This is a genomic window from Variovorax sp. J31P179 (assembly GCF_030316985.1).
Taxonomy (GTDB): domain Bacteria; phylum Pseudomonadota; class Gammaproteobacteria; order Burkholderiales; family Burkholderiaceae_C; genus Variovorax; species Variovorax ginsengisoli_B.
Genome location: NZ_JASZYL010000001.1, coordinates 61948 through 76727, shown reverse-complemented (window position 1 = coordinate 76727; position 14780 = coordinate 61948). Strand labels below are relative to the sequence as shown.

Below are 14780 nucleotides of genomic sequence, written 5' to 3'. Positions count from 1 at the left end.
CCGCGGGGCACAGGCCTGTGCGAGGGCTTCTGTCGAGAGTCACGCAGGCAGCGCTTTGCTTTTTCCTAAGTCCTGAATCCGAAAAACGTGATTCTCAAATGCGGTGTGCTTCTTCAGACTCGCCTGCATCGATGGCTGGTGTCTTCAGGTTGCCTGGCGACTTGCATCAGTGGCGATCTTCTTTAGGAAACACACATGTCAGTGGAAAAAATCAATACCTTGGTGGTCGGCGCTGGTCAGGCGGGCATTGCCATGAGCGAGCATCTTTCGCTCATGGGTGTGCCGCATCTGGTGCTGGAGCGCAATCGGATCGCCGAACGCTGGCGCTCGGAGCGTTGGGATTCCCTGGTCGCGAACGGCCCCGCCTGGCACGATCGTTTTCCTGGTCTGAAGTTCGAGGGTGTTTCGCCGGAGTCCTTTCCGCCCAAGGAGCGCATGGCGCAGTATTTCGAGGACTACGCCGCCATGCTGAAGGCGCCGGTGCGGACCGGTGTCGAGGTCAGGCAGGTCGAGCGCAACGCGGGTCGCCCGGGCTTCAAGGTGACGACCTCCGAGGGCGTCATCGAAGCGAGCAATGTCGTTTCCGCCACCGGTCCTTTCCAGATCCCGGCCTATCCGAAGATCGTTCCCGAAACCGATGCGGTTCAGCAGCTTCATTCCTCGACCTACAAGAATCCGGGCCAGTTGCGGGAAGGCGCCGTATTGGTGGTGGGTGCGGGAGCCTCCGGCTCGCAGATCGCCGAGGAGCTGCGCAAGGCCGGCAAGACGGTCTATCTCTCGGTGGGCGAGCACTACCGGCCGCCGCGCTCCTATCGGGGCCGCGACTACTGCTGGTGGCTCGGTGCCCTGGGCCTGTGGGACGAGGTCAAGACCAAGCCCAAGAAGCAGCACGTCGCCTTCGCGGTCAGTGGCTACGAGGGCGGCAAGACGGTCGACTTCCGTCGCCTTGCGCACATGGGCGTGACGCTGGTCGGCCTGACCAGGACCTACAAGGACGGCGTCATCGAATTCGAAGAAGGCCTGGCGAGAAATGTCGCGGAAGGCGACCAGGCGTACTTCGACGTGCTGCGCGAAGCGGATGCCTACATCGAGCAGAACGGCCTGCCCTTTGCGCCGGAGCCCGACGCCTGGGAACTGCTGCCGGACCCGGACTGCCTGAAGGAACCGATCATGAGCCTGGACCTCGCGAAGGCCGGCATCACGACGATTCTCTGGGCCACCGGATTCACGTTCGACTACAGCTGGCTGAAGGTCAATGCCTTCGACGAAAAGGGCGCGCCATTCCACAAGCGGGGCATCTCGGCCGAGAGCGGCATCTACTTCCTGGGATTGCCGAACCTGGTCAACCGCGCCTCGTCCTTCATCTACGGCGTGTGGCACGACGCGAAGTACATCGCCGACCATATCGTGATCCAGGACGCCTACATGTCCTACGGCAAGACCTGAGCCCGGATGGCCGAGATCACCTGCATCGAGGACCTGCGCCGCCTGGCGAGGAAACGCGTGCCCCGCATGTTCTACGACTACGTGGATGGCGGCTCGTGGACCGAATACACCTACCGTGCCAACGAAGAGGATTTCGGCAAGATCGAGTTTCGTCAGCGCGTGGCGGTGGACATCACCGAGCGCAGCACCGCCAGCACCATGGTGGGCCAGCCGGTCACCATGCCGGTGGCGATCGCGCCCACGGGCCTCACCGGCATGCAGCATGCCGATGGCGAGATCCTGGCGGCGCGCGCGGCGCAGAAGTTCGGCATACCGTTCACCTTGTCGACCATGAGCATCTGCCCGATCGAGGCGGTGGCCGAGGCGACCGGTCGCCATCCGTTCTGGTTCCAGCTCTATGTGCTGCGCGACCGGAGCTTCGTCGAAGGCCTGATCGAACGGGCCGGCAACGCGAACTGTTCCGCGCTCGTGGTCACCATGGACCTGCAGGTCTTCGGCCAGCGGCACAAGGACAAGAAGAACGGCCTGTCGACGCCGCCTCGGCCGACCCTGCGCAACCTCCTGAACCTCGCGAGCAAGCCGCGCTGGTGCTGGAACATGCTGGGCACCCGGCATCGCCAGTTCGGCAACATCGTCGGGCACGCGAAGGGCGTGGACAACATCGGCTCGCTGGTGGAGTGGACCCGCGAGCAGTTCGATCCCCGCCTGTCGTGGCAGGACATCGAATGGATCAAGAAGCGCTGGGGCGGCAAGCTGATCGTCAAGGGCATCCAGGACCCTGAGGATGCGCGGCTGGCGGTCGATAGCGGGGCCGATGCGATCGTGGTGTCGAATCACGGCGGGCGGCAGCTGGACGGCGCCTCGTCGTCGATCTCCACCCTGCCGCGCATCGTGGAGGCCGTCGGCCACCGGGTGGAGGTGCACATGGATGGCGGCATCCGCTCGGGGCAGGACGTGCTGAAGGCGATCGCGCTCGGGGCGCGCGGCACCTACATCGGCCGCGCCATGATGTACGGCCTGGGCGCCATGGGAGAGAAGGGCGTCAGCACCGCCCTGGACCTCATCCGGAACGAACTCGATCTCTCCATGGCCTTCTGCGGCAAGACGGATGTCCGCGGGGTCGACCGCGACATCCTGCGCATGCGCTGAGGCCTACCTGCAGAGGAAGTCGACGAGGGCGGCCATCATCCGGTCGCAGGCCTCGATCTGCGACAGCTCCACGTACTCGTCGGCCTTGTGCGCGACCTCGATGCTGCCGGGGCCGCAGATCAGCACCGGGGTTTCGCGCCAGCTCTGCTTGAACAAGCCGCCTTCGCTGCCGAAATCGACCTTGGTGCAGCGGGTGCCGGGGGGCAGCAAGCCGCTGAGCAGGCGGACTGCCTCCGAGTCCTCGGGCGTGCTCAGGCTTGGATAGCTGTTGGTCAGCTGGATGTCCGGCAGGGGGGCCTCGGGATGCACCGCATCGGCCGCCACGCGCTCGGCCAGGCGCTTCAGCACGCGCGCCAGGATCTCCTCGGGCTGGTCCTCGGAGACATGGCGGATCTCGAAGCTCAACTCGCATTCGCTGGGCACGATGTTCAGCGCCCGGCCGCCCTGGATCACGCCGACATGGACCGTGGAGTAGGGCACGCCGTAGCCTTCCTCGCGCGGGCCGGTCTCGGACAGCTCACGCTGCACCTCGCGCACCGACGCGACCAGGTCGCTGGCCATGTGGATGGCGTTGACGAATCGGGGCGCCAGGCCCGAATGGCCGGCCTGGCCGCAGCAGACCGCCCGGTAGGCGGCCTTGCCCTTGTGACCGGTGCCGATGCGCATCAGGGTGGGCTCGCCGACGATGCAAAGGTGGGGCGCGGGAAGCTGTTTCTCGAGCCGGCGCAGCAGGTGGCGCACGCCGACGCAGCCGATCTCCTCGTCGAAGGACAGGGCCAGCTGCAGCGGCCGCGTAAGCGGCCTGCGGGCCGCGGCCACCATGGCGACGACCGCGCAGGCGACGAAGCCCTTCATGTCGGCCGCGCCGCGACCGTAGATGCGGCCGTCCTTGTGCGTGGCCTCGAAGGGCGGGGAGGTCCAGGGCTGGCCGTCCACGGGCACCACGTCGGTGTGGCCGGAGAGCAGCACGCCCGGCACGCCTTGCGGACCCACCGTGGCGAACAGGTTGGTCCGGCTGGCGTCCTGCGGGTCGGGCGCGAGGATCGATTCGATGCCGGCTTGCGCCAGGATCTCCTGCACCTTGTGGATGAGCCCGATGTTCGGTTGGAGGGACACCGAGGGGAAGGCGATCAGGGCTTCCAGCAACGAGATGCTGGACATGCTTGCAGAACTTGATTGATCCATGGCGATGTGTGGGGCGCTTCAGGGCGCCGTGATGTGGGGGTCGAAGAAGCTCGCCGCGCTCATGCCGGGGATGTACTGGTCGGAGATGTAGGCACGGCAGCGCTCCATGAAGACGCGGGTCAGTCGCGACTGCTTCATCGGCTTGTAGGTCGCCAGGCCGAGCTGCATCGGGCGATGGGTGCCGGCCAGGCGCACCCGCACCATGCGCTTGCCGTCGAGCGCCTGGTTGGATTTGGGCCGCACGTTGAACAGGGCATAGCCGATGCCGTTGGCCACCATGGAGCGCACCACTTCCTCGGAGCGCGAGCGCGCCACGATGTTCGGCGTGACGCCGGCCTTGGCGAACAGCGAGGTGAAATACTCCCGGCTCATCGGAAGGTCCAGCAGCACGTAGGGCTGGCCCGCCAGGTCCTCGAAGGTGACGGCCTTCTCCTGCGCCAAGGGATGCAGCTCGCTCACCAGCACATAGGGCGGCAGCGTCGCCAGGGTTTCGAACTCGATGTCCTCGCCCAGGGTCAGGTCGTAGGTGATCGCCAGGTCGATCTCGAGCGCGCGCAGCTTGTTCATCAAGACCACCTGGTCGCCTTCGACCAGCTCCACGTCCACCGACTCGAACGCGCGCGAAAACCCGAAGATGACCTCGGGCGCGATCATCGCGGTGAGCGACTGGAAGCTGCCCACCCGCAAGGCGCCCTGCATGACATCGCTCGAGTCCGAGGCGATCTCATACAGGCGGGAGGACTGGTCGAGCACGTCCTCGCACTGCTTCAGCACCAGGGTGCCGATGGCGGTCAGGCCCAGCCCCTTGGAGGGATGGCGGACGAACAACTGCACGTTCAGTTCGGATTCGAGATGCGCAATGGCCGCGGAGATCGAGGGCGAGGAGATATGGATCTGCGCCGACGCGGCGGCGATGCTGCCGTGGGTCGCGGTGGCGACGAAATACTCCATCTGACGCAGGGAAACGCGGTTGAGCATGTCGAGGAAGAGAAGAGGCCGTGGGGCGGCACGTGACGTTGGAAGTCCAGTGTACCGGCGGCCCTTCAGAGATTCCCAGGCACCCCGAAGCTCGGGGCGGCGCGCGGGTCGAGCGCGCGCGTGATGTAGGCCTGCAGCTGCGGTTCGTAGACCTTCCAGGTCGCGTAGAGGGCCTGCACCGGGTCGAGTTCCACCCAGTCCAGCCGCAGGTCCACGATCGGCCAGTTCTGCTCCCCGTAGACCAGCAGGCCGGCCGAATGCACGGGGCCTTCCTCGCCGCCGGCCGCCTGGCCGGCGAGCATGGCCTGCATCAGGCGTTCGGCCAGCGAGCCTTCGGCGCTCTCGAAGGCCGACAGCATAGCCTGGGGCACTTCGCGCGTGAGCAGCATGTTGCCGGCGCAGGCGGCATGCGTGCCGACCACGCTGGCCAGCGTGCCGAGCGCCTGGGCGCCGGTGAAGACCACCGGCGGATTCGACGCATCGATGGCCATCAGCTGGCGGTAGTCGATGAAGGGGCGCTTCTGCAACTCGGCCACTGCCTGCGCCGGCGTCAGTCCGCTGGCGAGCAGGTCCAGGGCGAGCGGGCCCAGATCCGGATCGGTGATGTTCTGGCTGGCGGCAGCGCCCACGCCCTTGCGGCCGCGGATGCAGCGCGCGGCGACCGCGGGAGAGGACGAGGCCACGGCGGCACCGAACTGCCCGGTGGCGGGGCAGCGCGCGATGATGGAGAAAGTCATGGGGCTCAGTCGGGAATCATCGCGGTGGCATCGATTTCCACCAGCCATTCCGGACGGGCGAGGGCAGACACCACGATGCCTGTCGACACCGGGAAAACCCCCTTCAGCCAGCGGCCCACGACCAGGTACACGGCCTCGCGGTAGCGCGGATCGATGATGTAGATCGTGATCTTGCAGATGTCCTGGAGCTCGCCGCCGGCCTCTTCGAGCAGCATCGCGATGTTCGCCATGGCCTGCTCCGCCTGACCGCTGACATCGCCGATGCAGACGCTCTCGGAGGTCTCGAGGTTCTGTCCGATCTGGCCGCGCAGGAAGACCATGCTGCCGCGGGCGACAACGGCCTGGCAGAGGTCGTTGTCGAGCTTCTGTTCGGGGTACGTGGCCTTGGTGTTGAAAGGCCGGATGCGGGTGTGTTTCATGTTGCTCGGGGCTGGTGACGGGAATCGCGATCCTCATCTGCGCCGGCCACTGGAGCCATTTGTATTTTCCGGGCGACCGTTTAGGAATTTCCGAGCGTTGCCCCCGACCCGCGCCCATCAGGAAAATTGAGGCACCTCTAAGTAAAAGGCGACTTGGCCGCGAGTCGCGAGTTCCACATCATCCGGTCGCTGAAGTGAGTGGACCTGGTGCTGGCGTAATGCTTGCATCATCAGTCGACTCGCCGACCGATGGCAGCTCCGACCAACGTTCAACTTTTCGATTTGAGGGTTTTCAATGATTCGCAAGCTTTTGACACTGTGCATGCTTTCCGCCACGCTGGCCGCCGCTTCGGCCTACGCGCAGGACAACGCCCTGGTGGTGAGCACATGGGGTGGCAGTTTCCGCGATCTCATCGACGAGAACATCGGCAAGGAATTCACCAAGCAGACCGGCGTGCCGGTGAAGTACGTGACCGGCGGCACCATCGACCGCCTGAACAAGGCCAAGCTAGCCTCCAAGCCCGAAAGCGACATCACGTTCACGACCTCGCATGTAGGCTGGCTCTATGTCAACGGCGATCTGTTCGAGCAGCTCGACACCAGCAAGATCCCGAACGCCAGCCGCCTGGTCGACCGCGCCAAGATCAGCCCGTACCACATCGGCAGCTGGGCCTATGTGTATTCCATCGGCTATCGCCCCGACCTGCTGCCGCCGAGCGTCAAGTTCGACAGCTGGAACGACCTGTGGAATCCGGCCCTCAAGGGCAAGATCAGCGCCCCCGACTTCGACCCCAGCCACTTGATCGCGGTGTCGGCGATGCTGTCGGGCGGCGATGCCAAGTCGTGGGAGAAAGGCCAGGACAAGCTCAAGGCGCTCAAGCCCAACTTCAAGGCCTTCTACACCAATGACGCCAATGCGCAGCAGCTCATCGCCACCGGCGAAACGCCCGTGGAGGTGATCCTCTCGATGAATGCGTACCATATGGCGAGCCAGGGCGTGCCGATCAAGGTGGTCATGCCCAAGGAAGGTGCGGTGCTCGGCGTCGACACCATGGCCATCATGAAGGGCAGCACCAAGACCGACCTGGCCTACAAGTTCCTGAACATCGCGCTGTCGCCCGAAGTGCAGTCGAAGATCGTGGCTTCGAAGAAGGCCAGCCCGGTGGTCGACAACGCGACGGTCTCGGCCGAAGACGCGAAGCTGCCGGGCGTGTTCACCACCAAGGCACAGTGGGACAGCCAGACCATCGTCATCGACAACAAGCTGCGCGCCGAGAAGACGGCCGAGTGGCGCAAGTGGTTCACCGAAAACGTGATGAACTGACCCCGGTCCCAGGAACAAGGTCAAGGAATGCGCTCCGATCTACGGGCCTGGCTGGTCTCTCCGGCCGTCATTGTGGCGATGGGCATCGCCGTGTCGCTGGCCGCGGTGTTCCAGTTCAGCTTCAGGACCTTCGTTCCTGGCTCGCTGGATGTCGGAGGGCTGACCTTCGCCAACTTCACCGGCATGGGCAAGTCGATCTATCTCGATGCCTTTGCCAATACCTTGCTGCTGAGCGTGGAGACCACGGTCTTCTCGCTGCTCGCCGCCTATCCGCTGGCCTACTCCCTGGTCCGCGTGAAGAACCGGGCGCTGAAGTCCTTCATCCTGATCGTTTCGATCACGCCGCTGTTCCTCGGTGAGATCGTCCGGACCTACTCGTGGATCGCCGTGCTGGGCAGCAACGGCTTCATCAACGGCACCCTGCGCAAGCTCGGCCTGATCGAATGGCCGTTCGAGCTCATGTTCACCCACCTGGGCGTGCTGGTCGCGCTGGTGCACGTGACGATCCCGGTGGTGGTGCTGATGCTCGCCACGGCGATCTCGCACATCGACCGCGACTACGAGAAGGCCGCGCAAAGCCTGGGCGCCGGCCCGGTCAGGACCTTCGTCACGGTCACGCTGCCGCTGTCGATGCCCGGCATCCTGGCCAGCATCACGACCGCCTTTGCCTGGACCTTCAGTGCCTTTGCGACGCCGCAGATGATCGGCGGCGGCCGCGTGCCCACGGTGTCGACACTGGTCTATCAACTCGGCTTTTCTTCGATGAATTTTCCGCTGGCAGCCAGCCTGAGCGTGATGGGGCTGATGTTGACGGTCGCGGCGCTCTTTGCCTTGGGACTCTTGACGAAGCGCCTGAAGGCCTTTGGAGGACACTGACATGAAAATCCGAAGTTCCATGCCGCTGGCGCTGCGCGTGGCCGGGCCGCTGCTGATCGCCATCCTGCTGGCATTCGTATTGCTGCCGGTGGTGGTGGTGACGATCGCCGCCTTCAACGAGAAGGCGATCCTGGCCTTTCCGCCCGAATCGTATTCGCTCAAGTGGTTCGCGCGGGTGTTCAGCTATCCGGATTTCCAGGAAGGATTTCGATCGAGCATGATCGTCACCGGCTGGTCGTCCTTCCTGGCGCTGGTGATCGGCACCTGCCTGTCCATCGCCGTGAAGCGGCTGGAGTTCAAGGGCAAGCAGCTGCTCCTCGCGATCCTGCATTCGCCGCTGGTGGTGCCGCATTTCACGCTCGGTCTGGGCCTGCTGATCCTGGTGTCGCAGACCTCGGTGCAGCGCGGATTCGGCATCGTGATCCTGTGCCACGTGATGCTGGTGCTGCCCTTCGTGCTGCGCAGTGTCTACGTGTCCATGGAGAACCTGGACCAACGGCTGGAGCAGGCGGCGGCCAGCCTCGGCGCGTCGCCGGTGAAGGTGCTTTTCACGATCACGGTTCCGTTGCTGGCGCCGGGCCTCTTCGGTGGATGGCTGTTCGCGGCCATCATGTCGTTCAGCGAATTCACCGCATCGCTCTTCGTGACGACCCAGGACACTCAGACGCTGCCGGTGGCCATGTACAACTATGTCCGCGAGTTTGCCGATCCGACCCTGGCGGCGCTCTCGGCCGTCTACATCGCGGTGACTGCGGCGCTGCTGGCGTTTGCCAACTACTTCCTGGGGTTGGGGAAGGTCCTCAATATCGAGGACGGCCACTAGGCCACCAGGGCGCTCAGTCCAGGTCCTCGTGCAGGCAAAGGATGTTGCCTTCCGGGTCCTCGAACCAGGCCGCCTTCTCGGACCCCAGCACGCAGATGTGGTCCACGGTCTTCAGCCCGGGCAGGTCGTAGTCCGCGAAGCGCACGCCGCGCTGCGAAAGCGCCGCCACCGCCTGGTCGATCTGCGCCACCCGGAAGCTCAGGGCCGTGTGCTCGGCCTTGGTGCCCTCGGGCCTCGGGAACAGGGCCAGTTCGGTGCCGCCGCAGCGGTAGATGAACTTGCCGTCGGGCTTGGCGCCCAGGGGCTCCAGGCCGAGCGCCTGTTCATAGAACTGGCGGGCACGGGCCAGATCCTTCACGGGCAACATGCAGGTCACGCTGCTGGCGGCAAGCGGGTTCATGGCGCGCTCCTCGGGAGTTGACGCATGGGTTGTACGCCGGTTGGTTTGCATTGCCAATGGGCTATTGCATCGCGTGCGGCCGGATGCCAGAATTTTTGCATCGATCCGGCTCTTCCACCGACGGGGCCAGCCAAGCACGCATCGCAGGTCCCGCCTCTTCGAACAGAGGGGAATGCCATGCCATCGCACCACCGCTTCGTGATCCGTCGCCGGTTGTTGCCGGCGGTTGCCGTCGTCCTCGCGGGCACCGGCCTGCTGCTGCCCGACGGGGTCGATGCCGGGCGGCAGCAGGCGCCGCCCTTCGATCCCCTGCTGTCGGGTGGCATCTGCGGACCGGTGGTCAGCGCGCCGCCGGCGCTGCTCAAGGCCCTGGTCCGGGTCAAGAGCGAGACCGCCCCGTTCCAGCCGGTGCCGATGCAGGCGGCCGGCGGCACCGTGCCGCTGTACGCGAACCTCGGCACGCTGGCGTTTCCGATCAGCACCCGCAACCCCAAGGCCCAGGCCTATTTCAACCAGGGAATGCGACTGTCCTTCGGCTTCAACCATGCCGAGGCGCAGCGCGCGTTCCAGGCGGCGCAGCAGCTCGATCCCGATTGCGCCATGTGCTTCTGGGGCGAGGCGCTGGTGCTGGGTCCGAACATCAACGTCCCGATGATGCCCGAGGCCAATGCGCCGGCACTGGCCGCACTGGCGAGGGCGGTGGCGCTCAAGGGACGGACGAGCGAACTGGAGCAGATGCTGATCGGCGCGCTCGAGAAGCGCTACGCCGCCGATGCCCCGCCCGACCGCAGCGCTTTGGATGGGGCCTACGCGGACGCCATGAAGGCCGTGGCGGCCAGATTCCCGACCGACGACACGCTCCAGGTGCTGTATGCCGAAGCCGCCATGGACACGCAACCCTGGGACTACTGGCAGGCCGGCGGCGCCGAGCCCAAGGGACGCGGCGCCGACATCGTCGCCACCCTGGAGACGGTGCTGAAGCGCAACAGCACCCACCCGGGCGCCATCCACCTGTACATCCACGCGGTGGAGGCGTCGGCCCAGCCGGACCGCGCGCTGCCCTACGCGAAGCGGCTGGGCGCGCTGGTGCCCGGCGCCGGCCACCTGGTCCACATGCCCGCGCACATCTACTACCGCGTGGGGCTGTACCGTGATTCGCTGGAGGCCAATCGCCGCGCGATCCAGGTCGACGAGGCCTACTTCAAGACTTCGCCGTCGGACCCGCTCTACAAGGCCGCCTACTACCCGCACAACATCCACTTCGTGATGGTCTCGGCGCAGATGGGCGGCGACGGCGGCACGGCGGTCGACGCCGCCGCGAAGCTGGACGCCTCGGTGCCCGCCGAACTGGTGAAGATGTTCCCAATCCTGCAGCCGATCAAGGCGGCGCACTACACGACGCGTGCCCAGTTCAGCGACCCGGACACGATCCTCAGGCTGGCGCCGCCGTCCGACGACGTGGTGCTGGTGTCGACCATGTACCACTATGCGCGCGCCACCGCCTACGCGCAGCGCAAGGACAAGGCCGGGGCGCAGCGCGAGATCGACGCCATCGCCGCGATCGAGCGCACGGCGGACTTCAAGCCCTTCGAGCCCTGGGGACTGCCGGCCAAGGAGATCGTGCGCACCGCGGGGCTGGTCGCCGCCGGCCGGCTGGCCGATGCCACCGGTGACCTCGACGCTGCCGCCAAGGCGTACACCGAGGCCGTTGCCATCGAAGACGCGCTGGCCTACACCGAGCCGCCCTACTGGTACTACCCGGTGCGGCAATCGCTGGGCTCGGTCCGGCTGCGCCAGGGCAAGCTCGACGAGGCCGAGCAGGCGTTCAGGGACTCGCTGGCCCGGGTCCGGAACAACGGCTGGGCGCTGGCCGGCCTGGCCGAGGTCGAGCGCCGCAAGGGTGATGCCAACGCCGAGCGCGCGGCCCGGGAGGCCTATCGCCGGGCCTGGTTCGGCCCCAAGGACGGACCCGACCTGGCACGGCTCTGACCTTCGGTTTCAGAGCACGCGGAACCCGTGCGTGCCGTCGGCGCTCAGCTGCGCGACCAGGCCGAACTCCCAGTCCAGATAGGCCTGCATCGCCTCGGCGGGCGCATCGGTGCCCTCGTAGGGCCGGCGGTAGCGATCGGTGGGCGGCGTCGCGGCGCGTGGCAGGCCGCTCTCGGCCGGCAGGCCGGCCGCGAACCATGCGGCATTGCCGCCCGCCAGCACGGCCACCTCGGCAGCGCTGCGGCGGGCGTCGAGGGCTGCCCGCAGGTCGGCGGCGGCGAAACGTGCCAGCAGGCTGCTGCCGCAGGTCAGCAGGTAGCGGCGCGCGGGCGGGATCGTGTCCAGTGCCTGCGCGAGCTGGGCGCGGATCGCGAACCAGGCGCCCGGGATGTGGCGCTTCGCGTGCTGCACGCTGCCCGTGAGATCGATCACCGCGATGTCGCCCGGTGCGGCCCGCAGTGCCTGCGCCAGATCGGCCGGCGAGACTTCCTCCACCGGCGGCGCGGCCGGGTGCGCCGCCGGCGCCGCACCGATGGCACTGCGCGCCGCCTCCGGCTGCGGCTCGGTGACGTAGACCTCCCATCCCATCTGAGCCAGCCACGAGGCCGTCATCGGCGCCCGCACGCCGTCGTCGTCGGCCAGCACGATGCGCGCCCCGCGCACCGGCACGTGATGGTCGGTCTCTTGCACCAGTTGCCCGCCGGGCGCGCTGGCGAAGGCCGGCAGATGGCCGGCCTCGTATTCCTCCGGCGTGCGGACGTCGAAGCGGTAGACGCTGCGGTCCGGCGCATCGAGGGTGGGCAGGGCGTCGAGGGCGACCCAGCGCACGCCCGCGCGCCGGGCCACGTCCTGTGCACTGGCTTTGGCGAGGGCGCGATTCGCCTCGCCAGGCGCGGGCGCCTGGCGCGCGGCCTCGTGGTCCAGCACCTGCCCGGCGAGCTTCCAGCCGATGGTTCCGTTGCGCAGCGCCGCGACCGGATTGGGAATGCCCGCGTTGACCAGCGACTGCGTGCCGATGATGCTGCGCGTGCGACCCGCGCAGTTGACGATCACCCGCGTGGCCGGGTCGGGCGCCAGCTCGCGCACCCGCAGCACCAGTTCGGCACCGGGCACGCTGGTCGCGGTCGGAATGCTCATGGTCCGGTATTCATCGAAGCGCCGCGCATCGAGCACCACGACATCGGCGCGCGCATCGATCAGCGCCTTGACCTCCTGCGCCGAGAGGGAGGGCGTGTGGCGCTCGTGCTCGACCAGTTCGCCGAAGGCCTTGCTCGGCACGTTGACGTCGCGGAACAGCTCGCCGCCCGCGAGGCGCCAGCCATCGAGGCCGCCTTCGAGCAGATGGACGCGGCTGTAGCCCAGCGCGGAGAGCCGGCCGGCGGCCAGCGGTGCGAGGTCGGCCCCCGCGTGCTCGCCGTAGAGGACGATGAGGGTGTCGCGGCGCGGGATGCGCCGCCAGGCGTCGAGCTCGATGCGCGACAGCGGCAGGTTCGCGGCCCACAGCGGATGGGCCTGCGCGAAAGGGTCTTCCTCGCGCACGTCGAAGAGCGCGATCTCGCGCTGCTCGAGCAGCTGCGCCCGCACGTCGGCGAAGGACAGGGTGGGGAATCCGGTGGCTTGGGCGGTGGCGGCGGTCATGTTCTGCGGAGATCGGGAGGCTGCGTGTTGGCATAGCCGGAGACGAAGGGCTTGCGCCCGCCGCCGGCTGGATAAGTATGGCGCTTCACGGCGCCGATGTCGGCGCCATAGACATGGATGCTGATCGACACCCGGTCGTCGAAGGCGTTGTGCACGCGGTGCACGTCGCCCACCGTGGGCGACACCGCCCCCACGTCGCCGGGCTCGAGCCGCACCGGCGGTCCGGCGGCCGCCATCCGGCCGTCGTGCTCGCGATAGGGCTGGCTGTACTCGGCGCCGCGCAGCATGCCGATGAGGCCCCACACCGTGTGGTCGTGCACCGGCGTGGCCTGTCCGGGCCCCCAGACGAAGCTCACGACCGAGAAGCGTCCGGTCGCATCGGCATGCAGCAGGTACTGCTGGTAGCGCACGGGATCGGGTTGCGCGAAGGCTTCGGGCAGCCAGTCGTCGCGCGCCACCAGCCCGCGCAGCAGGCTGCCGCCGGTTTCGAGGATGTCTGCTTCGCCCGGGCGCCGGTCGAGCAGGCGGGCGAAGCCGGCGACGAAATCGCGCAGCGGCGCCGCGCTCATCGGGCGGTCGCGGCGCCCAGGGCGCCCTTGCCCGCGGCCACCAGGATCGCGTCGTTCTGCGGCGTGTGGATGCGGCTGCACAGCACGTCGCGGTAGTGGCGCTCGAGCGGGTTGTGGCGCGTCAGGCCGTGGTTGCCGCTCGATTGCAGCGCGAGTTCGACCGCGCGGATCGCCTGGGTCGTGACCGTGTACTTCAGCAGGCCGCTGTCGGCCGCCGAAGGCGCATGGCCGGCGTCGACTTCGGCGGCCGCCGCGTCGAGCAGGACGCGGTTGGTGCGCAGCAGCGCCTCGATCTCGCCGACCGTCTCCTGCACCCGCGGCAGGCTGGCCAGCGGCGCACCCAGGCCGCTGGGGGCCCGCTGGGTGAGAAAGCCGAGCAGCCAGTCGCGCGCGGCCCGCGCCACCGCGTCGTAGAGCGTGCCCAGCAGCACCACCATCCAGGCCTGCTGCGTCGCATGGGCATCGACGTCGGTCTGGCTGCCGGCGTCGGGCGCCCATTCGGCCGGCGCCCGCAGGTCGACTGCATGGTCGAGCGGGATCGCGACCTCTTCGAAAATCACCTCGTGGCTGCCGGATGCGCGCAGTCCCAGGTGGTCCCAGCTCGCGACCACGCGGACGCCCGGCGCGCCGCGCGGCACCAGGAAGACGCCGACCCGCGGCGACGGCTCGTCCGTGCGGCCCCACACCGAGAGCCAGCGCAGCCCCTCGATGCCGGTGGTGTAGAGCTTGTGGCCGCTCAGCTTCCATTGGTCGCCGTCTCGGCGCGCGGTGGTGGCGGGCAGGCCGCCGCGTGCGGGCGATCCCAAGGCGGGCTCCACGCGCAGGGCGTTGATCAATGCGCCATCGCGCACGGCGTCGCGCAGCACGCGTTCGCGCAGGGGGGCGGGCCACCGGCTGTCGCTGCGGCCAACCGCGTGATGCTGCAGCCAGGTCATCGTCAGGATCAGCGCGGTCGCGGGCTCGCCGTACGCGACCGCGGCGAGCACGCGGCGCGCCGCATCGAGCGAGGCGCCGCCGCCGCCGTGCACAGGCGGCGCGACCCATGCGATCAGGCCGTGCGCGTGCAGCGCGGCGAAGTTGTCGCGCGGGAAGCTGCCGTCGCGGTCGTGGTCGGCCGCGGTTTCGGCGAAGCGGGCGGACAGGCGCGCGAGCAGCGCGGCGTCCTCGTGGGGAGGCACCGGCAGGCGGCGCAGGGCTTGGGAACTCATGGCTTCGGACCTTAGCGGCCGAGGCGCGCGGGGCCAACG

Annotated in this window: 14 protein-coding genes; 6 read left to right on the top strand and 8 right to left on the bottom strand. The window is 67.7% G+C overall.

The genetic code is table 11. From position 1 onward, the window contains the following. Positions 1-195: 195 nt before the first annotated feature. Entirely contained in the window at positions 196-1446 is a 1251-nt protein-coding gene (locus QTI17_RS00375; RefSeq protein ID WP_286530279.1) for a flavin-containing monooxygenase, read from the top strand. 6 nt (positions 1447-1452) lie between these two features. Continuing rightward, on the top strand, positions 1453-2595 hold the full coding sequence (locus tag QTI17_RS00370; RefSeq protein WP_286530277.1) for an alpha-hydroxy acid oxidase: 1143 nt from the start codon (positions 1453-1455) through the stop codon (positions 2593-2595). Between the two features lie 3 nt (positions 2596-2598). On the opposite strand, the gene argE is transcribed toward QTI17_RS00370, so the two are convergent. The 4 genes from argE to QTI17_RS00350 form a co-directional block, all read right to left on the bottom strand. Then, on the bottom strand, positions 2599-3756 hold the full coding sequence (gene argE / locus QTI17_RS00365) for an acetylornithine deacetylase (protein ID WP_503011004.1): 1158 nt from the start codon (positions 3754-3756) through the stop codon (positions 2599-2601). Positions 3757-3798: 42 nt separating this feature from the next. Next, positions 3799-4758 carry a LysR substrate-binding domain-containing protein gene (locus QTI17_RS00360; RefSeq protein ID WP_286530273.1) on the bottom strand — a complete coding sequence of 320 codons (960 nt, stop codon included), beginning with the start codon at positions 4756-4758 and terminating at the stop codon, positions 3799-3801. A gap of 65 nt (positions 4759-4823) precedes the next feature. Continuing rightward, a complete protein-coding gene (locus tag QTI17_RS00355; RefSeq protein WP_286530271.1) occupies positions 4824-5495 on the bottom strand; it encodes a DUF1028 domain-containing protein in 672 nt (223 codons plus the stop codon). A gap of 5 nt (positions 5496-5500) precedes the next feature. Next, positions 5501-5914, bottom strand: a complete 414-nt coding sequence (locus QTI17_RS00350; protein WP_286369672.1) for a RidA family protein — start codon at positions 5912-5914, stop codon at positions 5501-5503. Positions 5915-6236: 322 nt separating this feature from the next. On the opposite strand from QTI17_RS00350, the gene QTI17_RS00345 reads away from it, so the two are divergent. From QTI17_RS00345 to QTI17_RS00335, 3 genes are read left to right on the top strand one after another with little or no spacing between them, the layout of a single operon-like run. Next, positions 6237-7238, top strand: a complete 1002-nt coding sequence (locus tag QTI17_RS00345) for an ABC transporter substrate-binding protein (protein WP_286530269.1) — start codon at positions 6237-6239, stop codon at positions 7236-7238. Positions 7239-7265: 27 nt separating this feature from the next. Next, entirely contained in the window at positions 7266-8114 is an 849-nt protein-coding gene (locus tag QTI17_RS00340) for an ABC transporter permease (RefSeq protein ID WP_286530268.1), read from the top strand. A gap of 1 nt (position 8115) precedes the next feature. Further along, positions 8116-8937 (top strand): ABC transporter permease, encoded by an 822-nt coding sequence (locus tag QTI17_RS00335; RefSeq protein WP_286530266.1) that lies wholly within the window; start codon positions 8116-8118, stop codon positions 8935-8937. Between the two features lie 13 nt (positions 8938-8950). Here QTI17_RS00335 and QTI17_RS00330 read toward each other — a convergent pair whose 3' ends face one another. Then, entirely contained in the window at positions 8951-9337 is a 387-nt protein-coding gene (locus QTI17_RS00330; RefSeq protein WP_286530264.1) for a VOC family protein, read from the bottom strand. A 177-nt stretch (positions 9338-9514) separates the two neighbouring features. On the opposite strand from QTI17_RS00330, the gene QTI17_RS00325 reads away from it, so the two are divergent. Then, positions 9515-11326, top strand: a complete 1812-nt coding sequence (locus QTI17_RS00325) for a tetratricopeptide repeat protein (protein WP_286530262.1) — start codon at positions 9515-9517, stop codon at positions 11324-11326. A 9-nt stretch (positions 11327-11335) separates the two neighbouring features. On the opposite strand, the gene QTI17_RS00320 is transcribed toward QTI17_RS00325, so the two are convergent. Genes QTI17_RS00320 through QTI17_RS00310 form a run of 3 tightly spaced genes read right to left on the bottom strand, consistent with a single transcriptional unit; the run spans position 11336 to position 14741 of the window. After that, positions 11336-12964 (bottom strand): rhodanese-like domain-containing protein, encoded by a 1629-nt coding sequence (locus QTI17_RS00320; protein ID WP_286530260.1) that lies wholly within the window; start codon positions 12962-12964, stop codon positions 11336-11338. After that, positions 12961-13533 (bottom strand): cysteine dioxygenase family protein, encoded by a 573-nt coding sequence (locus QTI17_RS00315; RefSeq protein WP_286530257.1) that lies wholly within the window; start codon positions 13531-13533, stop codon positions 12961-12963. The genes QTI17_RS00320 and QTI17_RS00315 overlap by 4 nt, the downstream gene beginning before the upstream one ends. Beyond that, positions 13530-14741, bottom strand: a complete 1212-nt coding sequence (locus QTI17_RS00310) for an acyl-CoA dehydrogenase family protein (RefSeq protein ID WP_286530256.1) — start codon at positions 14739-14741, stop codon at positions 13530-13532. Before QTI17_RS00310 ends, QTI17_RS00315 begins: the two co-directional genes overlap by 4 nt. Positions 14742-14780: the final 39 nt, after the last annotated feature.

Coding starts and splice junctions, on each gene's coding strand:
- QTI17_RS00375 (WP_286530279.1), top strand. CDS start 196: ATGTCAGTGGAAAAAATCAATACCTTGGTGGTCGGCGCTGGTCAGGCG.
- QTI17_RS00370 (WP_286530277.1), top strand. CDS start 1,453: ATGGCCGAGATCACCTGCATCGAGGACCTGCGCCGCCTGGCGAGGAAA.
- argE (WP_503011004.1), bottom strand. CDS start 3,756: ATGTCCAGCATCTCGTTGCTGGAAGCCCTGATCGCCTTCCCCTCGGTG.
- QTI17_RS00360 (WP_286530273.1), bottom strand. CDS start 4,758: ATGCTCAACCGCGTTTCCCTGCGTCAGATGGAGTATTTCGTCGCCACC.
- QTI17_RS00355 (WP_286530271.1), bottom strand. CDS start 5,495: ATGACTTTCTCCATCATCGCGCGCTGCCCCGCCACCGGGCAGTTCGGT.
- QTI17_RS00350 (WP_286369672.1), bottom strand. CDS start 5,914: ATGAAACACACCCGCATCCGGCCTTTCAACACCAAGGCCACGTACCCC.
- QTI17_RS00345 (WP_286530269.1), top strand. CDS start 6,237: ATGCTTTCCGCCACGCTGGCCGCCGCTTCGGCCTACGCGCAGGACAAC.
- QTI17_RS00340 (WP_286530268.1), top strand. CDS start 7,266: ATGCGCTCCGATCTACGGGCCTGGCTGGTCTCTCCGGCCGTCATTGTG.
- QTI17_RS00335 (WP_286530266.1), top strand. CDS start 8,116: ATGAAAATCCGAAGTTCCATGCCGCTGGCGCTGCGCGTGGCCGGGCCG.
- QTI17_RS00330 (WP_286530264.1), bottom strand. CDS start 9,337: ATGAACCCGCTTGCCGCCAGCAGCGTGACCTGCATGTTGCCCGTGAAG.
- QTI17_RS00325 (WP_286530262.1), top strand. CDS start 9,515: ATGCCATCGCACCACCGCTTCGTGATCCGTCGCCGGTTGTTGCCGGCG.
- QTI17_RS00320 (WP_286530260.1), bottom strand. CDS start 12,964: ATGACCGCCGCCACCGCCCAAGCCACCGGATTCCCCACCCTGTCCTTC.
- QTI17_RS00315 (WP_286530257.1), bottom strand. CDS start 13,533: ATGAGCGCGGCGCCGCTGCGCGATTTCGTCGCCGGCTTCGCCCGCCTG.
- QTI17_RS00310 (WP_286530256.1), bottom strand. CDS start 14,741: ATGAGTTCCCAAGCCCTGCGCCGCCTGCCGGTGCCTCCCCACGAGGAC.